At 60.4% G+C, this 15,622-nt stretch carries 16 protein-coding genes; 5 read left to right on the top strand and 11 right to left on the bottom strand.

Features of this window, described 5'->3' with window-relative positions; all coding sequences use genetic code 11:
- Window positions 1–20: 20 nt before the first annotated feature.
- Entirely contained in the window at window positions 21–749 is a 729-nt protein-coding gene (locus A0257_16405; GenBank protein ID AMR29810.1) for an ABC transporter permease, read from the bottom strand.
- Window positions 750–977: 228 nt separating this feature from the next.
- Complete coding sequence (locus A0257_16400; GenBank protein ID AMR28518.1) at window positions 978–1,943, bottom strand: hypothetical protein; 966 nt, start codon at window positions 1,941–1,943, stop codon at window positions 978–980.
- Between the two features lie 120 nt (window positions 1,944–2,063).
- Here A0257_16400 and A0257_16395 point away from each other — a divergent pair, with 120 nt between their 5' ends.
- Window positions 2,064–2,909 (top strand): hypothetical protein, encoded by an 846-nt coding sequence (locus A0257_16395; GenBank protein ID AMR28517.1) that lies wholly within the window; start codon window positions 2,064–2,066, stop codon window positions 2,907–2,909.
- A 48-nt stretch (window positions 2,910–2,957) separates the two neighbouring features.
- Window positions 2,958–4,511 (top strand): hypothetical protein, encoded by a 1,554-nt coding sequence (locus A0257_16390; protein ID AMR28516.1) that lies wholly within the window; start codon window positions 2,958–2,960, stop codon window positions 4,509–4,511.
- Window positions 4,512–4,577: 66 nt separating this feature from the next.
- Here A0257_16390 and A0257_16385 read toward each other — a convergent pair whose 3' ends face one another.
- The 5 genes from A0257_16385 to A0257_16365 form a co-directional block, all read right to left on the bottom strand.
- Window positions 4,578–5,315, bottom strand: coding sequence for a short-chain dehydrogenase (locus tag A0257_16385; GenBank protein AMR28515.1), 738 nt, complete (start codon window positions 5,313–5,315; stop codon window positions 4,578–4,580).
- A 74-nt stretch (window positions 5,316–5,389) separates the two neighbouring features.
- A complete protein-coding gene (locus A0257_16380) occupies window positions 5,390–6,241 on the bottom strand; it encodes an AraC family transcriptional regulator (GenBank protein AMR28514.1) in 852 nt (283 codons plus the stop codon).
- 348 nt (window positions 6,242–6,589) lie between these two features.
- Entirely contained in the window at window positions 6,590–7,009 is a 420-nt protein-coding gene (locus tag A0257_16375) for a hypothetical protein (protein ID AMR28513.1), read from the bottom strand.
- Window positions 7,010–7,106: 97 nt separating this feature from the next.
- Window positions 7,107–7,715, bottom strand: coding sequence for a hypothetical protein (locus A0257_16370; GenBank protein ID AMR28512.1), 609 nt, complete (start codon window positions 7,713–7,715; stop codon window positions 7,107–7,109).
- Between the two features lie 384 nt (window positions 7,716–8,099).
- Window positions 8,100–8,348 carry a hypothetical protein gene (locus A0257_16365; protein AMR28511.1) on the bottom strand — a complete coding sequence of 83 codons (249 nt, stop codon included), beginning with the start codon at window positions 8,346–8,348 and terminating at the stop codon, window positions 8,100–8,102.
- 453 nt (window positions 8,349–8,801) lie between these two features.
- On the opposite strand from A0257_16365, the gene A0257_16360 reads away from it, so the two are divergent.
- Window positions 8,802–9,170, top strand: coding sequence for a hypothetical protein (locus tag A0257_16360; protein ID AMR28510.1), 369 nt, complete (start codon window positions 8,802–8,804; stop codon window positions 9,168–9,170).
- A gap of 152 nt (window positions 9,171–9,322) precedes the next feature.
- Here A0257_16360 and A0257_16355 read toward each other — a convergent pair whose 3' ends face one another.
- The gene (locus A0257_16355; GenBank protein AMR28509.1) at window positions 9,323–9,646 is read right to left on the bottom strand and encodes a hypothetical protein; all 324 of its coding nucleotides are present in this window, start codon (window positions 9,644–9,646) and stop codon (window positions 9,323–9,325) included.
- A 98-nt stretch (window positions 9,647–9,744) separates the two neighbouring features.
- Window positions 9,745–10,803: an NADPH:quinone reductase gene (locus A0257_16350; GenBank protein ID AMR28508.1), complete on the bottom strand. Its 1,059-nt coding sequence runs from the start codon at window positions 10,801–10,803 to the stop codon at window positions 9,745–9,747.
- Between the two features lie 223 nt (window positions 10,804–11,026).
- Here A0257_16350 and A0257_16345 point away from each other — a divergent pair, with 223 nt between their 5' ends.
- Together A0257_16345 and A0257_16340 are read left to right on the top strand one after the other, a co-directional pair.
- Window positions 11,027–11,374, top strand: coding sequence for an HxlR family transcriptional regulator (locus A0257_16345; GenBank protein ID AMR28507.1), 348 nt, complete (start codon window positions 11,027–11,029; stop codon window positions 11,372–11,374).
- Window positions 11,375–11,967: 593 nt separating this feature from the next.
- The gene (locus A0257_16340; protein AMR28506.1) at window positions 11,968–12,840 is read left to right on the top strand and encodes an aldo/keto reductase; all 873 of its coding nucleotides are present in this window, start codon (window positions 11,968–11,970) and stop codon (window positions 12,838–12,840) included.
- Between the two features lie 941 nt (window positions 12,841–13,781).
- Here A0257_16340 and A0257_16335 read toward each other — a convergent pair.
- Together A0257_16335 and A0257_16330 are read right to left on the bottom strand one after the other, a co-directional pair.
- Window positions 13,782–14,606, bottom strand: coding sequence for a hypothetical protein (locus A0257_16335; protein ID AMR28505.1), 825 nt, complete (start codon window positions 14,604–14,606; stop codon window positions 13,782–13,784).
- A gap of 71 nt (window positions 14,607–14,677) precedes the next feature.
- Window positions 14,678–15,604: a hypothetical protein gene (locus A0257_16330; GenBank protein AMR28504.1), complete on the bottom strand. Its 927-nt coding sequence runs from the start codon at window positions 15,602–15,604 to the stop codon at window positions 14,678–14,680.
- Window positions 15,605–15,622: the final 18 nt, after the last annotated feature.

Genomic DNA, 15,622 nt, shown 5'->3' with positions numbered 1-15,622 from the left:
TTGTTTTAACGACCAGCAGCTCACAGCAGCAAGCTGGCCAGCGCGTAGTCGGCCAGCAGAATGGAGATAATCGAATTGGTGACGGCTGCCGTGCTGGCTTTGCCCACTTCGAGGGCACCGCCGCGCAGCGTGTAGCCCTTATACGAGGAGATGGCCGACACCAGAAAGGCAAATACAACTGACTTAATCAGCGAAAATACCACCGTGTAGGGCTTAAACGAGTAGCGAATGCCCTCAATGTAATCGGCCCCCGGCATGGCCCCCGATAGCTGGGTGGCGATGTAGCCGCCCAGAATGCTCAGGTTCATGGCCAGAATGACGAGCAGCGGAAACACGAAGAGCGAGGCCAGCACCCGCGGCAGCACCAGGTAGGAGGCCGAGTTGATGCCCATCGCGTCGATGGCCGAAATCTGCTCCGTGATGCGCATCGTGCCCAGGCTGCCCGCGATGGCCGAACCCACTTTACCCGCCAGCACGATGGAAATAATGGTGGGGGCCAGCTCCAGAATGGTCATTTCGCGCACCATGAAGCCCACCGTGCTCATCGGGATGAGCGGATTGACCATGTTGTAGGCAATCTGCACGCAGGTGACGGCCCCGATGAAGGTGGCCACCAGCCCCACGATAAACACCGAGCCCGCTCCAATATCCACCGCCTCTTCGAGCGTGCGCTCCCAGATAACCTGCCGGCGCTCGGGTCGCGTCACCATGCTCTGCATCAAGAGCACGAAGCGGCCAAACGCGGAAATCGGCCGGGGATATTTATACTTTATTCCACCTAACATAAGACCACAAAGGTACCCTTTAAATTTAAGGACTACTGCCTAATGACGCGCAAAGCCCCGCTTTACTTGATGCGCGTCATTCGGCACTTTTCACTTGCCATTGGTCACTTGTTTAGAACCTGCGCAAAATGGTTAACGCCCCGCTGGGGCTGAAAAAACAATTCTTTGCGTAAGTCCTATCGTCATTAGTCACTAATACAGCACATCTTCCACGGGCTGCGTGGGCGGGGGCAGGTGGTCTTCGCCCAGCAGCTGGCGCAGGTCAATCTCGATGCTGCGGCAGATGGCTGTGATGGGCACGTCGTTTTCGAGGTTGTCGAAGGGGTCCTCGCTGCGGTGCCCTACCCGCTCAATGGTGTTATAAACCCAACTCACGACGGCCGCGAAAGGCACCACGAGCCAGACGTGGTGGGGGCCGAGCGCCACCCGGCGGTCGAACTCCTCGACCAGGCCCAGGGGCAGCAGGGCGGCGAAAATCCAGATGAATAAGTAGCTGAAAAAGGCGTATTGCCGCGGGAAAGGCGTATTTTTGATGCGCTCACACCCGCCCTGCGAGTTGAATAAATCCTGAATGGTGCGCATCATCTCCACGTGCCGGAACTCGGTGAGCAGGCCCTGCTCGTGCAGGCTCAGCAGCTCGCGGCTCTGGCAGCGCAGCAGGTGGGCGGGCGGGTTGGCGGTAGTGTGGAGATTAATTTCGGCCGCATCGAAGAGGAAAGGTGCTACCTCGGCATCCCAGTCTTCGGCGGTTTGGCGGCGCAGGTGCAGGCGCAGGGCGTTGCACCAGGCTAGGTGCCGGTACACCAGCCGGCGGTGGGTGGCGGGCAGCTCGGCCGTGGCGGGGGGGTAGGCCCCCGAAAAACCGCGCACGAAATCGAACGTTTGCAGGGTCCAGACCCGCGACGCATTCACGATGGCTCCCCAGAGCTGGCGGCCCTCCCAGAAGCGGTCGTAGGAACCATTATTCTTAAAACCGATGTAAAAGGCTACGGCTACCCCCAGCAACGCCACCGGCTGCCACGGAATGTCCAGCCAATGCACGTTGAGCGGCCCGTAGAGCAGGCACACCAGCGCATCGTAGGTGGCGAAGATGAGCAGGGGTTTCCAGCCGTATTGCTGCCACACAAACCGAGCCCGCAGGTTTTCACGAACATACATAAGTCAACGAGCTAAAAGAGCGTTCTACAAAGAAAAGCCCGTCATCGGGCTGGTTCGCTCCCTATCCTCCGCGTTTGGGCCGCAATTTTGTTATCGCTTCGCTTCTTCCCTTCTTCTTCTATGCTTACCTCCCGTTTCCTGGTGCTGCTGGCGCTGGCCGCCACCCCGGCCCTCGCCCAGAAGCCCGCCAAGCTCAAGTATCCCACGCCCGATGCCAACCAGATTTACGACGCCGTGGAGCAGCCGGCCGTGCCTAAGGGCGGCCCCGCCGGCTACGCCCAGTACCTGGAAACGCACCAGAAATACCCCACCGCCGCCCTGCAAGCCAAGCAGGAAGGCACGGTGAAGGTGAGCTTCGTGGTGGAAAAAAGCGGCTACGTGAGTGAGGTGAAAGTGGTGCAGCCGGTGGCCCCGCTGCTCGATGCCGAGGCGGTGCGGGTCATTAAGTCGTCGCCGCGCTGGACGCCCGCGCACCAGCACGGCGTGGCGGTTCGCCAGCGCGTGACGGCCCCGGTGAGCTTCGTGCTGGCCCCCGGCTCGGGCGAGACGGTGGAAGTGCCCGCCAACCTCACGGCTTCGACCCAGCCCCTACCCCCCGGCACCGAGGCGGCCGCGCCCGGCACCACCTCGGTCATCGGCACCACGGCCAACGGGGCGGCCATCATCCGGCCCGAAAAATCGGCGCAGCCGGTGGGCGGCAATGTGGCGTTTTTCTCCTGGATTGCGGCCAACCAGAAGTATCCCGACCTGGCCCGCAAGCGCCACATGCAGGCCAAAGTGCCGGTGGAATTCACGGTGCAGCCCGACGGCTCGCTCACCGATGTGCGGGTGCTGCAAAAGCACGGCTCGGGCATGGATGAGGAAGCCGTGCGCCTCATTAAAGCGGCTCCCAAGTGGGAGCCCGCCCTCTACCAGGGCCGGCCGATAAAGCAAAAGATGCAGTTGCCGGTTATCTTTCAGCTATAGGGCTGTCGGGCAGAAGCTGGGCCGCCTTAGTGCCCAGCTTCTGCTTTTATGCTCGACTCCCTGACTTCCGCGCCGGCTCCGCCGGCTCTTGCCCTTAATTACATCTGGCCCCACCAGCACCGCTACCGCGAGGCGGCCCAGCACATCGCCCAGGCGCTATTCGATGCCCTCGACGACGACCTGGAGCCCTACGTGCAGCTGCTGGCTCTGCCCGCCGACCCCACAGCCGGCCTGGATGTGTGCCAGGAACCGACCGCCCCCGCCACGGCGCTGCCCGCCGCCGCTTTTGCCCACGCCGTGGCCCAGGGCCTGCGTTCGCAGCAGAGCCACGAGCCCCCCGCGACCCCGTTCCTCGAACCGGGCATGAGCCCTGGCATATTGCGCCAGCGCTACCAGAACCGCAGTATTTATGATGCCGTGCAGCAGGTGCTGGATGAGCTGGACGAGACCGGAGCCGCCGCCTACCAGCACTTCGCGGGCTGGCCGGTGCGCCTCAACGGCTACTTAGTGTTTACGGTGCTGCGGGTGCGGCGCAAGCCCCTGCGCTCCTACCCCGCCTTGCAGCCCCATCGCTTTTACACCAACGGCCGGCCGCTGGCCAACTCGCTGCTGGTGGCCGCGCTCTTCCGCTTCAACGAGGAATGCGTGAAGTCGCTGAATGAGCCCGAGCCGGGGGCGGGCTTCCTCTTTCGGCCCCGCGAAACCGACGAATTATTACGCGCCTCGGGCCGCAGCCTGCTCGATACGCCGGCCCACGCCCTGGGGGCCGACCCTGGGGTAGCGCAACTTTTTATGACTCTCAACACCATCTCCAGCCTGCGCTACGAGGGGGCCGAGGGGGTAGGGCGGCTGCTGCTGGCCCAGCGCGGCCACCCCAACGTGGAGGAGGTATTTGCCCTCACCTGCCCCACCGAGCTGAGCGACTACCGCGCCGTGCGCAAGCTGCTGGAAATGACCAGCCAGGACGTGCATCTGCTCGCCGATGGCGAAAAAGTGTACGCCCTGGGCCGGCAAGTGGGCCAGTACGAGGCCAGCCGCGAGGATTTATTTGACATTCATTTCGTGACGCACTACGCCTGGGAGTTTGCCCACGCCGGGCAGGTGCTGCTGCGCTCGCGCTACGGCCTGCCCACGCTGCCCCGCCCGCGCCTCAATCGCGCCCGCTTCAAGCGCGACCTCAAGCGAACTTTTCCCGAGATGCGGCCCGAAAAGGCCCTGCTGCTCTGGGAGGTAGTGCTCGAAGCCAGCCGCCAGCCCAAGGGCACGCTGCTCGTCGTCACGACCGAAGCGCTGGCCGAGGCCGACCGCCTCAAGCTGCAATGCACGCTCATTGAGCCGGTGCCCCTCACGCCGCTCATCACCCAGCTCATCACCAGCATTGATGGCGCGGTGCTGCTCGACCCCGAGGGTTACTGCTACTCCATCGGCGTCATTCTGGATGGCAAGGCCAGCGGCCACGGCACCAGCACCCGCGGCGCGCGCTTCAACTCGGCGGTGCGCTACGTCGAAAGCTCGCCCTACCCCTGCCTGGTGGTGGTGGTGAGCGAAGACGGCATGGTGGACGTGCTCACCAAGGAAAACCTGGCCGAAACCCGGCAGTAGGTATTCCTTGGTGAATGGTCCCGTAGTGGGCGCGAGGGAGGGCGCCTCCCCAAGCTCCGCTGGGCCTTACCACGGGCAGGTGGCCGGGGCGGGGAAGTATTCTTCGCTGAAATACTTGCCGGTTGGCCCATCCGGGTCAAGCAGCGCGTACTTCACGATGCGCTGCCCGGCCTCCTCCACCGTGCTGGTGCCCTGGTGGCCCGTGAAGTCGGTTTTGGTGTAGCCGGGGCACACCGCGTTGACCTTGAAAGGGGTGTCGCGCAGCGCGTAGGCCAGGTTGACGGTGTACATGTTCAGGGCCGTTTTCGATGCCTGGTACACCGGAAACCGGTAAGCGAAATTGTCGTTGTCGAAATCGGCGTACAGCGTCAGGGACGCCATTGCGCTGCTGACGTTAACGATACGCGGCTGCGGCGACTTGCGCAGCAGGTCCACAAACGCCTGCGTGACCCCGGCCACGCCGAACACGTTGGTTTCAAACACGGCCCGGAATTGCTCCAGCGTAGCTTCCAGGGCCGGTTGGGACATGCCGCCGGAAATGCCGGCATTATTGACCAGCACGTCCAGAACCGGCGTTTTTTCGCCAATCGCCGCCCGAGCTGCCCGAATGGATTCGGGATTGGTGACGTCTAATTGAACGGCGGCGAGGTTATCGAGCCCGGCGGCTTTGAGCTGCTGAACGGCGGCTTCCCCGCTTTCCAGCTTACGGCTGCCAATGTACACGAAGAATCCGTGCTGGGCGAGGAGTTTGGCGACTTCCAGGCCAATGCCCTTGTTAGCGCCGGTTATTAAGGCTGATTTCATGGGCGGAACTAGTTGAATTTAAAACGAAAAACGAACCGGCGGAATCTTTTCAGCCGGGCAAACCAGTGAGTATGTTAGGGCTGTTGCCGCGCCGGCCTAGCCGGCTGGTGGCCCGCTCCCGGCCCGACCAGGGCGGTTGGGGGGTAGCCAAATTGCTTTTTGAAAGCCACCGAAAAATGCGCGAGATTCTCAAAGCCTACTTCCAGGTACAGCTCCACGGGCTTGCGCTTTTTCTCCGCGAGCTGGTAGTGGGCCAGCGTTAGCCTTTTCTGCGTGAGCCAGCGCTGGGGGCTCAGCGCAAAGGCTTTTTTGAAGTCCCGCTTGAAGGTGGTGAGGCTGCGGCCGGTCAGGTAGCTAAACTTGGCCAGGGGAATATTGAACCGATAGTTGGCTTCCATAAACTCGACCAGGTTGATTTTTCCAGGATCGGCGAAGTCGGCCAGCACCCCGTCACTGCGCGGGTCGAGGCAGCGCAGTATCTCGATAGCCTCCGTTATTTTCACGGCGAGGACCTGCGCTGGCAGGCGGTGTTCCAGCTCCAGGTAGGGCAGCAGGGAGGCGAAAAGGCTCCGTAAGAGCGGGCTTTTGGGGAAAACCAGCGCGTCGGTGGCCGCCGGCCGGCCGGGCTCCGGGGCGTGCTGCGCGTAATAGGCCCGCACGAGGGCCGTGGGCAGCTTCACCAGCACGGCCTGATACGCCACGCCATCTTTCGGATATTTTAGCAGAGTTGCCGGCTGGTGGCGGGGTAGCAACAGCGTGTCGCCCGCGCCGCAGTAACGGGTGCGGTCGGCCTGCACCACTTTCAGCTCGCCGGCCAGCACCCCCACCAGGACATTATCCTCGAAGGTCGTCTCCCGCCCGTAGCGCCGGTCACCGCGGCACACGACGACCATTTCCGCGTAGCGGTTCAGCTGCTTGACGTTCATCGGGGAGTGCGATTAGTTGCTCGCCAGGCAGCCTGCTTCGGCGAGAAACGCTGCTTGACCAGGCAAAATTAGTAAGCCCGGAACTGGAGCGCTTTGTTCAAAAGGCCGAAGTTGCTTTGCTCAGCGGGCCGCCCGCGCCGACGGTTACGCGCTGGCCCGCGGCCGGGCGCTACGTCGAAAGCTCGCCCTACCCCTGCCTGGTCGTGGTGGTAAGCGAAGACGGCATGGTGGACGTGCTCACCAAGGAAAACCTAGTCGAAACCCGCCAGTAAGCGTCTAGTCAGGTCACTAAAAGAGGCCGCCCCGATACTCGGAGCGGCCTCTTTTAAGCAGGAGTTTTACAGCCAACTAGGCCGGCAGCGCGTCGTGCCGGGCTTTGACGGCGGTAATGGCCCCGCTCAGCACTGTTACTTGGGCATCAATCTGGTCGGAGTCCACGTCGGCCAGGAAGCCGGCAGCGCCGCCCGCGTCGGCCGTGCGGCTGGTGAGGCGCGCCTGCTGGTAGGTAGCGGTCAACAGCTGGTCTTCAAAGCGACGGCGGTCGGCGGGGGCCAGGTTGGGGCCGGCCAGCTGCTGGGTCAGGTAGTTCACCTTGTCGGTGGCGGCGGCCAGGCGCGTAGTGGCCGAAGCATCCGACCGGTCATTGCGCCGGTCCTGAAACGCCAGGTTCTGGTCGCGGTTCTGGTAGCCGTCCAGTTCGGCTTCCAGGGAGGTTTGGGCTTCCAGGCACTGCGCCCGGTCTTTAAGAGTGTTTACGTTGTAGGTCATGCGGATTCGTAAAAATGAAAATTTGGTGAATACTTGAACGCCCAAAAGTAACCACCAACTTCATTTTCGCAAGTAGTCGGCTATAAATAGACTGCGGCTATGCGGCGGTCAAGCCTAGCAGCGCTGCTGCTTCCGCTTCCAGCGCTTCGGCTTGCAGACGCAGCAGGTGGTAGTGGGCGCTCAGGTCGGGCGGCAGGGTAGTAGGCCGCTGGTCGAGCCAGCGGTGGCGGTGCCAGGCTTGCCACGCCGGCCAGTCGGCGGCCGGGTCGGGGGCGGCGGTGGGGCCGGGGTCGGGGGGTAGGGCCGCCCGCAGCGCGGGCAGGGCGGCGGCCCACCGGGCGGCCGTGGCCGCCTGCGCTTCGAGCGGAACCAGCGCCCGGCGCAGACGGCGGGCGTGGTGCTGACAGTAGTCGAGCCGGGCTAGCAGCGGCGCAATGTCGGGCGGAGCCGTTGCCAGCGCGGGCGGCGTAGCGGCCGAGGCCAGCCGCAACGCCCCAGTGGCCGGCCCGCCGGGCGGGGGTAGCAGCGCCACCAGCGGAGCCAGGGCTTCAGCGGCGGCGGGGCTGAGGGCGCGCCGGCCGGTTTCGAGGTGGCTCACGGTGGCGGTGCTCAAGCCCAGCCACTGGGCCAGCTCGGGCTGCCCCAGGTTGAAATGCTGCCGCAAGGCGGCCACCACGGAATCGAGCGAAGCAGGGCGGCGGGGCATACGTGTAGAGTTAGCGAGGTTAGCAGCAAAAATACGCTACAAATTGTGTAGCGTTAATTATGTTATCAAAAAAATAACTCTACAAGTTACAGAATAGCACCCGGCGTAAACAGTCAGTCGAAGCCCTCTCCCTTTTAGGGTATTCTCACCCCATGAACCAAGTGTGACCTATGAGTTACAAATTCATATTACGGAACCCACTTCTTAAATTATCAAAAGGGCCAAGCCCAGCAACAAATTGCTAGGCTGGCCCTATCGCTCAGAAAGGCGCACCTTAATGAGCTAGGCCCCTTTGGCTTGGGCGCAGGGCTATAGTTGCCGAGCTAGGGTCAGGCTTTGCCCGGGTAAGTTGGTAATGCCGCGGCTCCAGTTAGTAAGGCTAGCCTACTGCCCTTGCTGACGGGTGGCCTTGAGACCCAGCAGCCAAACGCGCTGCTTGCCCAAGGCAACTTCTACATTCAGCGAACCCAGATAACCCGTGGCCGCGCCCTGACGCGTCGCCAGCTCATAGGTCTGCACCTGGTTGTCGATAATAGTCGCCGAGTTGAAGGTGTTGAGTTTATAGCGGCCCGTAAAGCCGCCGAAGCCAAGGGCAAAGCGCACGCGCCGGGTAATACCGAAGGGATAATACAACCCCTCGACTTCGACAAAGCTAGCGCGGTAGTTCTGATTTGGAATCGACTCAATCCAGGGGCCCTCCGTCGCCGCGGTGGGATGTCCAGCCACGCCGACCAGGCGCCCGACCACCTCAGTTTGACTAGACGAGGCCTCTGAGAGGCATACCTTTCAGAGGCCCACGCTTACTATCAAATCGTGAGAATAGCTACTTGCGCACATGAGCATTTTCCTAAGTTCGGTCCTCGACGACGCGTTATGTTATTGACTTCTGCCAATGACGTGCGCGGGCAGAGCAGTTGTCACTGTTTGTAGTCCTTCGTCTAGAAAATGTGACAAGCTATTAGGGCAGCCTGTCACACAAGACAATCCCTCGTTTAAGAAATGACTTACCATCGATGGTAGTGAGAGCGAATTAAGGTCTGGTATCGGGTACTTACTTGCGCTAAATTTCTAGCAAAAAAGCTCTGCATGGTGCTCTATCTTTCTCCATTAGAACTAGTTGCACGAGTTCACTTAGGTAAAGAAGTCGAACAGTGGTTAGGCCACTCTGAGACAGCTGACTACGCAGTGATAAAATGGTTATACATTGCCAAAAAGATTCAGAACCAATATACTGTCTCTTACATGGAGTCATTTGATGAAGGCGATGAAGAATGGCATAACGTCGCTGAGTTCTCGCTGCTAGACCCAGATGAGGAGGTTACCAACTCCTTTACTTCGGTTGAAGAAGCTGTTGCCTTTGCTGTTCAAACTTATGGGGCTTCGGCAGAACGGTTTGTTCCTGGGGGGATGCTACCAACTGAATACGCCAGCTATTGGCACAGTAAAAATCAATAAGCTCGCTGCGAATAGCATTCTGGGGATAGTAAGGAGACTATTATTCTCCCGTTGGTTCCCGGAAAAGTCGGATAACATAAAACATCTTATAAGCGTCTTCTGGGAAAAGTGTTGGTTTTGGCCTGCTCCTACGGCGCGGCCGGCGTGGTACTTTATACTGCCGGGCTCTCACTTACCCGCCGGATGGGAATAACCTCCAGTGGGCTGGCCAGGAGCGGCTTCAGCCGCTCGACCACCTGGGACTGGGCTGGGGTCGAGTGGGCGGCTACGGCCTCGTCGTTGGCCCAGGCAGCGGTTAACAGAAACACCTCCGCGTCTTCGGTTTGCTGGAAGAGGTTGTAGTACAGACAGCCAGGTTCGAGGCGCACCAGGTCTACGAGTTCAAGTAGGAGTTGCTGCGCGTGCGTGCGGTGCGCCGGCTGACTCCGAACAGTTATGAAGAGGTGACGCTCGGCATCTTTAGCAGAAGTAGGCATGGGACTAGGGATTGAGTTGAGAAAGGCACTGGGTTGCCACCCCCGCGGGTGAGTTTTTCGCGTCGCGAGGGGGCAGTCCATCCGTCAGGCAGTTGGGCTTATGCGACCGTGAGCACAATTTTGCCCTGGAGGTTCCCCTGGGCGGCCCGTTCGTGTGCCTGGCGTGCATCCGCCAACGGAAACGTGCTGTCGATGGCGACGCGAACCGTCCCGGCTTCGAGCAAGCGGCCGAGTTCGGCCAGCTGTGGGCCATTCGAGCGCACCTGGGTCGCCGAGACCGTGAAGCCCTGCTGCGCGGCCTCTTCGGCACCGGAGAAGCCCAAGGGGAAGATGGGGAACAACGCACCGCCCGGTTTGAGCGTGCGCAGGAATCGACCGGTGGTCGGGCCGCCAAGGGTATCTACGACGAGGTTAACGTCGTGCGCGATGTCCTCAGGGTTGGTCTTGGTGTAGTCGATAAACTCGTCGGCCCCAAGTGCATGCACGAATGCCTCCTGCGTGCCCGCTGCTACGGCGATAACGTGCGCCCCCTGCCATTTGGCTAGCTGCACCGCCAAGTGCCCCACGCCGCCCGCGGCCCCGTTCACGAGCACTGTCTGGCCCTGAAGCGGCACTGGACGATGCAATTCCGGTTGCAGCGGATTCGGTTCCGTGTGCCCCAGTTCAATCAGGAACTGCCACGCAGTGAGCCCGGACATAGCGGCCCCGGCGGCGTGCGCGTGCGTAATACTCGCCGGCTTGTGGGCTAGGTCCGACGCTGGTGCGGCGACGTATTGGGCATACGCCCGGCTGTCTCCAAAGCTGGGAAAACGAACCATCCCGAACACTTCCTCGCCCACGGCGAAGCCCGACACATCCGGGGCAACAGCCGTTACAACCCCCGACACGTCCGTACCCAGAACAATGGGGAAGGGCACCGCCGGCCGCCACTCGGGCGGCAGCATTTTATAGCCGTCGCGCAGGTACCAGTCGGGGGGATTGAGGCCAATGGCGTGCACGCGCACGAGCACTTCCCCCGGCTGTAGCGCAGGAATTGGGGCCTCTTCGTAGCGCAGCACCTCCGGCCCACCGAACTCGTGCTGCCGAATTGCCTGCATCGTATTGGTTGGCGTTGCCGCTCTCTCCTGGGGGGTAGGGCCTGCCTCTGCTGTTGTCATGCTAGTTTAGGTTATTTTAAAGATAAAAAAGAGGGTAGTCCAACCGGTAAACCGTCGTCGTTTGACGGAGCTAGCAGCCCCGCTAGCCGTTGCGGACGGGCTGCTAACCGGCTTGCGGCCCCGCGTTTGCGAGGCTCCGCGCTTACTGGCTGTTAAGCGAAGCCAAAATTACCCGCTACCTGGTATACATTTACAACCAGTATCACCAAGTATACCAGTTAGCATGAAAAATTGTCCCCCGCTTCACGACCAGCCCCAGCAACTGCGGGCGCTTCAGGATGCGCTTTATGTTATCGGGGGCAAATGGAAACTCCCCATTGTCCAATCCATCTGCAACGGCAATAGCCGGTTTCGGGAGATAGCGCGCAGCATTCCAGGCATTACCACCCGGATGCTGTCCAAGGAGCTAAAGGAGCTGGAAATGAACGGAATTATTTCCCGCACCGTCCACGCCGACATCCCGGTCACCGTCCTCTATGAGCCGACGGACTACAGCCAAGTGTACGGCCCCATCATCTTGTCCATGATTGAGTTTGGTATCATGCACCAGCAAAAGATGAAAGAGCGGTAATGGGTAGTCTACTCCCAGCAACCCGGATATAAGGTGACCGCCAGCCAGACTCAGGCATTGCCATCGGGCAACAGGGTAGCTCTAAAACGCCTGTAAAAAGGGCAATTATAGGGGTAGGGCAAGAGTAAGAACGGAAATCCCCGTTAGGCACTCCTGGCGTCAGAACTTAGCACGTAGCAGGTGCTTTTGTCTCAATAAGTCACGTTCTATGGGTGGTATGAGCCGCTGATTAGCGAGATAACCAAACGAGCCGCATTGGTGGGGCAGAAACGGCTTGTCATTCAAAAATGCCTTAGCAGCGTTAAAACGCCCGTATTCTGAGACACCCCAACTCCACCGAAATCCGCCGCTACGGCCCTAACGGGAATTTCTGTTCTTACCCTTGCGCTACCCCCACTTCAACAACTTTTTCAAGAAACAAACCGGCATTTCCCCTTCCTTCTTCCAGGCCGGGCCAAAACCAGCTGGCCCCTCCGCTGCCGCCGATGGGTTGAATTTCTTACCCTTTCGTTTGAATTCCATTAGGCTCCCGTTTCGGGCCGGGCGACCTTTGTGCGGTTCACGTTCTTCACGCTCACGACTCCACCTCTTCCATGTCCTCTTTCCTCACTATTGCGCCCCAGTCGGCCCAGCCACTCACCGTCAATCGCCTCGGCTACGGCGTTATGCGCCTCACAGGCCCCGGCAACTGGGGCGAGCCGGCGGACCGGCCGCAGGCGCTCGAAATCCTGCAAACAGCCGTGGCCAGCGGGGTCAATTTCCTCGACACCGCCGATTTTTACGGGCTGGATGTGACCAACCGGCTGATTGCCGAGGCCCTCTACCCCTATCCAAACGACCTGGTTATCTGCACGAAAGTAGGCGGCATCCGTAAGCCAGACAGAAGCATCGCGCTGTTTGCCCGGCCCGAGGAACTGCGCACCAGCATCGAAAATAATCTGCGCACGCTCCGGCAGCAGCAGATTCAACTGGTGCATTTCCGGGTGATGCCCCACAGCGAAGTACCCTTCGCCGAGTCGATGGGGGCCCTGTACGAATTGCAACAGGAGGGTAAAATTCAGCACGTGGGCGTGAGCAACGTCAGCCCCGACGAGCTAGCCGCCGCGAGGCAACTAGGCGAGGTGGCCAGCGTGGAAAATATGTACGGCTACGCCCAGCGCACCACCTTGGGCGAGGGCCACCGGGAAACCCGGAGCGGCGAAGTATTACCCCTGTGCGAGCAGCACGGCATTCCGTTCATTCCGTTCTCTTCGCTAGTGCATGGCCTGCCCAATGCCGATGATAAACTGGCCGAGTTGGCGCGGCAGCGGGGCGTGACGAAAGCCCAGCTCAATATCGCCTGGCTGCTGCACAAGTCGCCGCTGCTGTTGCCTATACCCGGCACCTCGTCGCTGGCCCACCTGCGCGAAAACCTGGCGGCAGCCGATATCCACTTAAGCGCGGAAGACATGGCCTATTTGGAGTAGTGATGAGGCGTAGCTTTCGACCAAATGGGGCTATCTCAAGGGCACGCTGGCGCTTTGACTAACGCAAATGAGGAAATAGCCTTCTACATTTATAGGACTTACGCAAAAGATGGTTGTCATTGCGAGCAAAGCGAAGCAATCGCACCAGAACGAAATCGTTCGGGCATCGTTCGGGTGCGATTGCCGCGCTTCGCCCGCAATGACAACCGTCTTTTGCGTAAGTTCTAATTTAGTAAATGGTCGTTCACAATCTGTAACCTGGGCCTCGCTCAGCAGTTGAACCGCTAGAAAATCAGTTAGCTGCCGAAGCGCTGAAAAATCGCTTCTCTGTAGGCGAATAATTCGGTTGGGGACATTTACCTCCGCTTAATCAATTGCGTGTAGGGTTTTGAGGTTGAGCAATAAAAAAAGCCTACACTGACTGTAGGCTTTTTTCATTGCTCAACCTCAAAACCCTACACCGCCGCTCCTGCTGCTTCCGTAGCGACCACGTAACGCGAAACACGGCTACCGCGTCGCCGGCTTCTTCATCCAGCCTGGTGCTAGGGCAGATTACCGAGCGGCCCTCGCTGGTGGCGCGGCTCTCGGCCACGGCCTGGGCAATAGGGCCCACCGCCTTCTTGCTGAACGCGGCCGGGCACTACGTCGAAAGTTTGCCCTACCCCTGCCTGGTCGTGGTGGTGAGCGAGGACGGCATGGTGGACGTGCTAACAAGGAAAACCTGGCCGAGACCCGGCAGTAGAAGGCTAGCTAAGCCACTAATTCTTCGCTCGCTTCGTCCATTATTTGTACTGCGGGCATAGCTGCTTTTCTAAGTAGTCGTTCAAAAATAAATGGGTTGTCTGTTGTTGATATTCGGTTGTTAGTCAAGGTGCTAGTTAAAACTAGCAACGGACACCTAATGCCTAACAGCTTAAATGAAGCTTCTGCTACCTAAGCGGCTAATGGACAATAATCCACTGCCCATTGACCTGGGACAAGTAAAGCTCAAAAGCAGTTATATCGCCGCTTGGCGTCGGCAGCGTTGTCAGCACCTGGGTATCCTTCCCATAGTCCGCCAGCACCACGCGCTTATCCGCAAGCAAGTGGAACTGCAAGCGGTCGTCGTGGACCGGGGCCATTCGCCAGTGTGGGTCAGCCAGCATTTGCTGGTAATCTTTGCGGGCTGCCGCCGTATTTTGCTCCGGCGACTCGCCGTGCGAAAGAGCGTCTTCGCGGTCCCGCACGGCAAACAGCTGGACCATGCCGTTCAGGTCTTTGGTCTCCAGCAGGTCATGGAGGCGGTGAATCTGAGCGCGAATGGCCGCCTTCGTGGCCTCATCGAGCGTGATGGGCGCGGCCGTCTGCCAGACGCGCGGCCCGAAGTGCGTGCCGGACTGGAACGTAGCGGCTTGGTGCAACGGCAGCGGCGGCGGCGGGGTCGTCCTCGCTTTCCACTGGACGCTCAGCACGTTTTTAGCCCCGTTCTGGATAAGGACCGTGGCGATGTCCACGGAGCCGGGCTTGCCGCCGGGCGGGGGCGCAATGGTCACCGCCAGGTAATTGGGGCCGTCAACGAGGGCGTAGTTGATTAGCCCGGCATGCTGCCCGCCCTGCATGTCAGCGATGGGCCAACCGTTGAGCAGCACGGTCACGGCCTCGCCGTCGGACCGGACATCCTCCGTGTAATCGGGAGCCGCCGCGCGTTTTTCAGGGTGCGACGCGGTTACCGATTTTGGCAAAATGGCGGGTGTTTTTTTGGTGGCTGCCTGCCCGTGAGCGTGCAATGCAAGAAGGACCAAAAGGGCGGCCAGTGTTGCTGACCCAAAAAGGCCCTGGCAATGGGTATTATTAAACATTAGCGGATTAGGGTCCACTGACCGTGGATGAGGCTGAAGTAGAGGTCGTAGCTGCCCCCTGCCCCGTCCAAGGACGAAGTTGTTCGTAGTACATCGCTGCCATTGGCCCGCAGCACCAGCACGGCACGGCCGTCTGCCTCCAATGTGTAGTGCAGCTTGGAGTAATCAATCAGGTCCAGGTGCCAACCCGGAACCGCGAACATCCGCAGCCAATCAGCACGGGAGGCGGCATCTGACTCAGCGGCAGAAGTACCGTCTATCGCTGAATCCTCCCGGTTTCTGGGTGCGAACAGGGCAACGGCCGCCTCCACGTTCTTGGTGTCGAGGGCGTTGAACAGGCGCTTGATGTGGGCATTAATGGCGGCCTTGGTCGGGGCGTCCAGCGTAATCCTGGGGGCCGTTTGCCAGGCCCAGGGTCCCAATGGCAAACGCGGCACCTCAAACTGCGCGTTGGCCCGCACGGGCAAGGAGGCATGAGGCTTGGCGGGGTCCCAGTGATACGCGGCGACGGTGCCGGCGGCCGTGCGGACCCGCACGGCGAACTGGTATCCCGGCGGCACGCCCTTTGGCGGCGGCCCAATGTCGATGGTAACCGTGTTTTGCCCCTGAACAAGGTACCAGCCGAGGCGGGTGGAACTAAAATGGGTGTTGGCCTCACCGGGGCTGCTGGAAAGCAGCCAGCCGTTCACGCGGACGGTGTAGGCATACGGGTTGGGGTCAACGTCGAGAATGTAGTTGTAGTAGGTTCCAATCACAGGTTTACCAGGGTGCGCAACGGCGGCCGATTTCGGCGGAATGGCGGGTGTCTTTTTGGTGGCTGTTTGTCCGTGACCGGGCAGGGGCAGGTAGGCCGGGAAAAAGACCAGCGCCGCCCACAGAAAGGGGGCCGAGGACGAGCCGCGCGGCACTCTGAAACCTAATTTCATAGCGGTTATTTTTACAAT

Origin of the sequence: Hymenobacter psoromatis, assembly GCA_001596155.1 — a bacterium.
Taxonomy (GTDB): Bacteria; Bacteroidota; Bacteroidia; order Cytophagales; family Hymenobacteraceae; genus Hymenobacter.
This window is presented reverse-complemented; position numbering and strand designations above follow the sequence as displayed.

Bases quoted from the DNA above. Each gene is read 5' to 3' on its own strand.
- A0257_16400 (AMR28518.1), bottom strand. From the start codon at position 1,943: ATGTATGTTCGTGAAAACCTGCGGGCTCGGTTTGTGTGGCAGCAATAC.
- A0257_16395 (AMR28517.1), top strand. From the start codon at position 2,064: ATGCTTACCTCCCGTTTCCTGGTGCTGCTGGCGCTGGCCGCCACCCCG.
- A0257_16390 (AMR28516.1), top strand. From the start codon at position 2,958: ATGCTCGACTCCCTGACTTCCGCGCCGGCTCCGCCGGCTCTTGCCCTT.
- A0257_16385 (AMR28515.1), bottom strand. From the start codon at position 5,315: ATGAAATCAGCCTTAATAACCGGCGCTAACAAGGGCATTGGCCTGGAA.
- A0257_16380 (AMR28514.1), bottom strand. From the start codon at position 6,241: ATGAACGTCAAGCAGCTGAACCGCTACGCGGAAATGGTCGTCGTGTGC.
- A0257_16375 (AMR28513.1), bottom strand. From the start codon at position 7,009: ATGACCTACAACGTAAACACTCTTAAAGACCGGGCGCAGTGCCTGGAA.
- A0257_16370 (AMR28512.1), bottom strand. From the start codon at position 7,715: ATGCCCCGCCGCCCTGCTTCGCTCGATTCCGTGGTGGCCGCCTTGCGG.
- A0257_16360 (AMR28510.1), top strand. From the start codon at position 8,802: ATGGTGCTCTATCTTTCTCCATTAGAACTAGTTGCACGAGTTCACTTA.
- A0257_16355 (AMR28509.1), bottom strand. From the start codon at position 9,646: ATGCCTACTTCTGCTAAAGATGCCGAGCGTCACCTCTTCATAACTGTT.
- A0257_16350 (AMR28508.1), bottom strand. From the start codon at position 10,803: ATGACAACAGCAGAGGCAGGCCCTACCCCCCAGGAGAGAGCGGCAACG.
- A0257_16345 (AMR28507.1), top strand. From the start codon at position 11,027: ATGAAAAATTGTCCCCCGCTTCACGACCAGCCCCAGCAACTGCGGGCG.
- A0257_16340 (AMR28506.1), top strand. From the start codon at position 11,968: ATGTCCTCTTTCCTCACTATTGCGCCCCAGTCGGCCCAGCCACTCACC.
- A0257_16330 (AMR28504.1), bottom strand. From the start codon at position 15,604: ATGAAATTAGGTTTCAGAGTGCCGCGCGGCTCGTCCTCGGCCCCCTTT.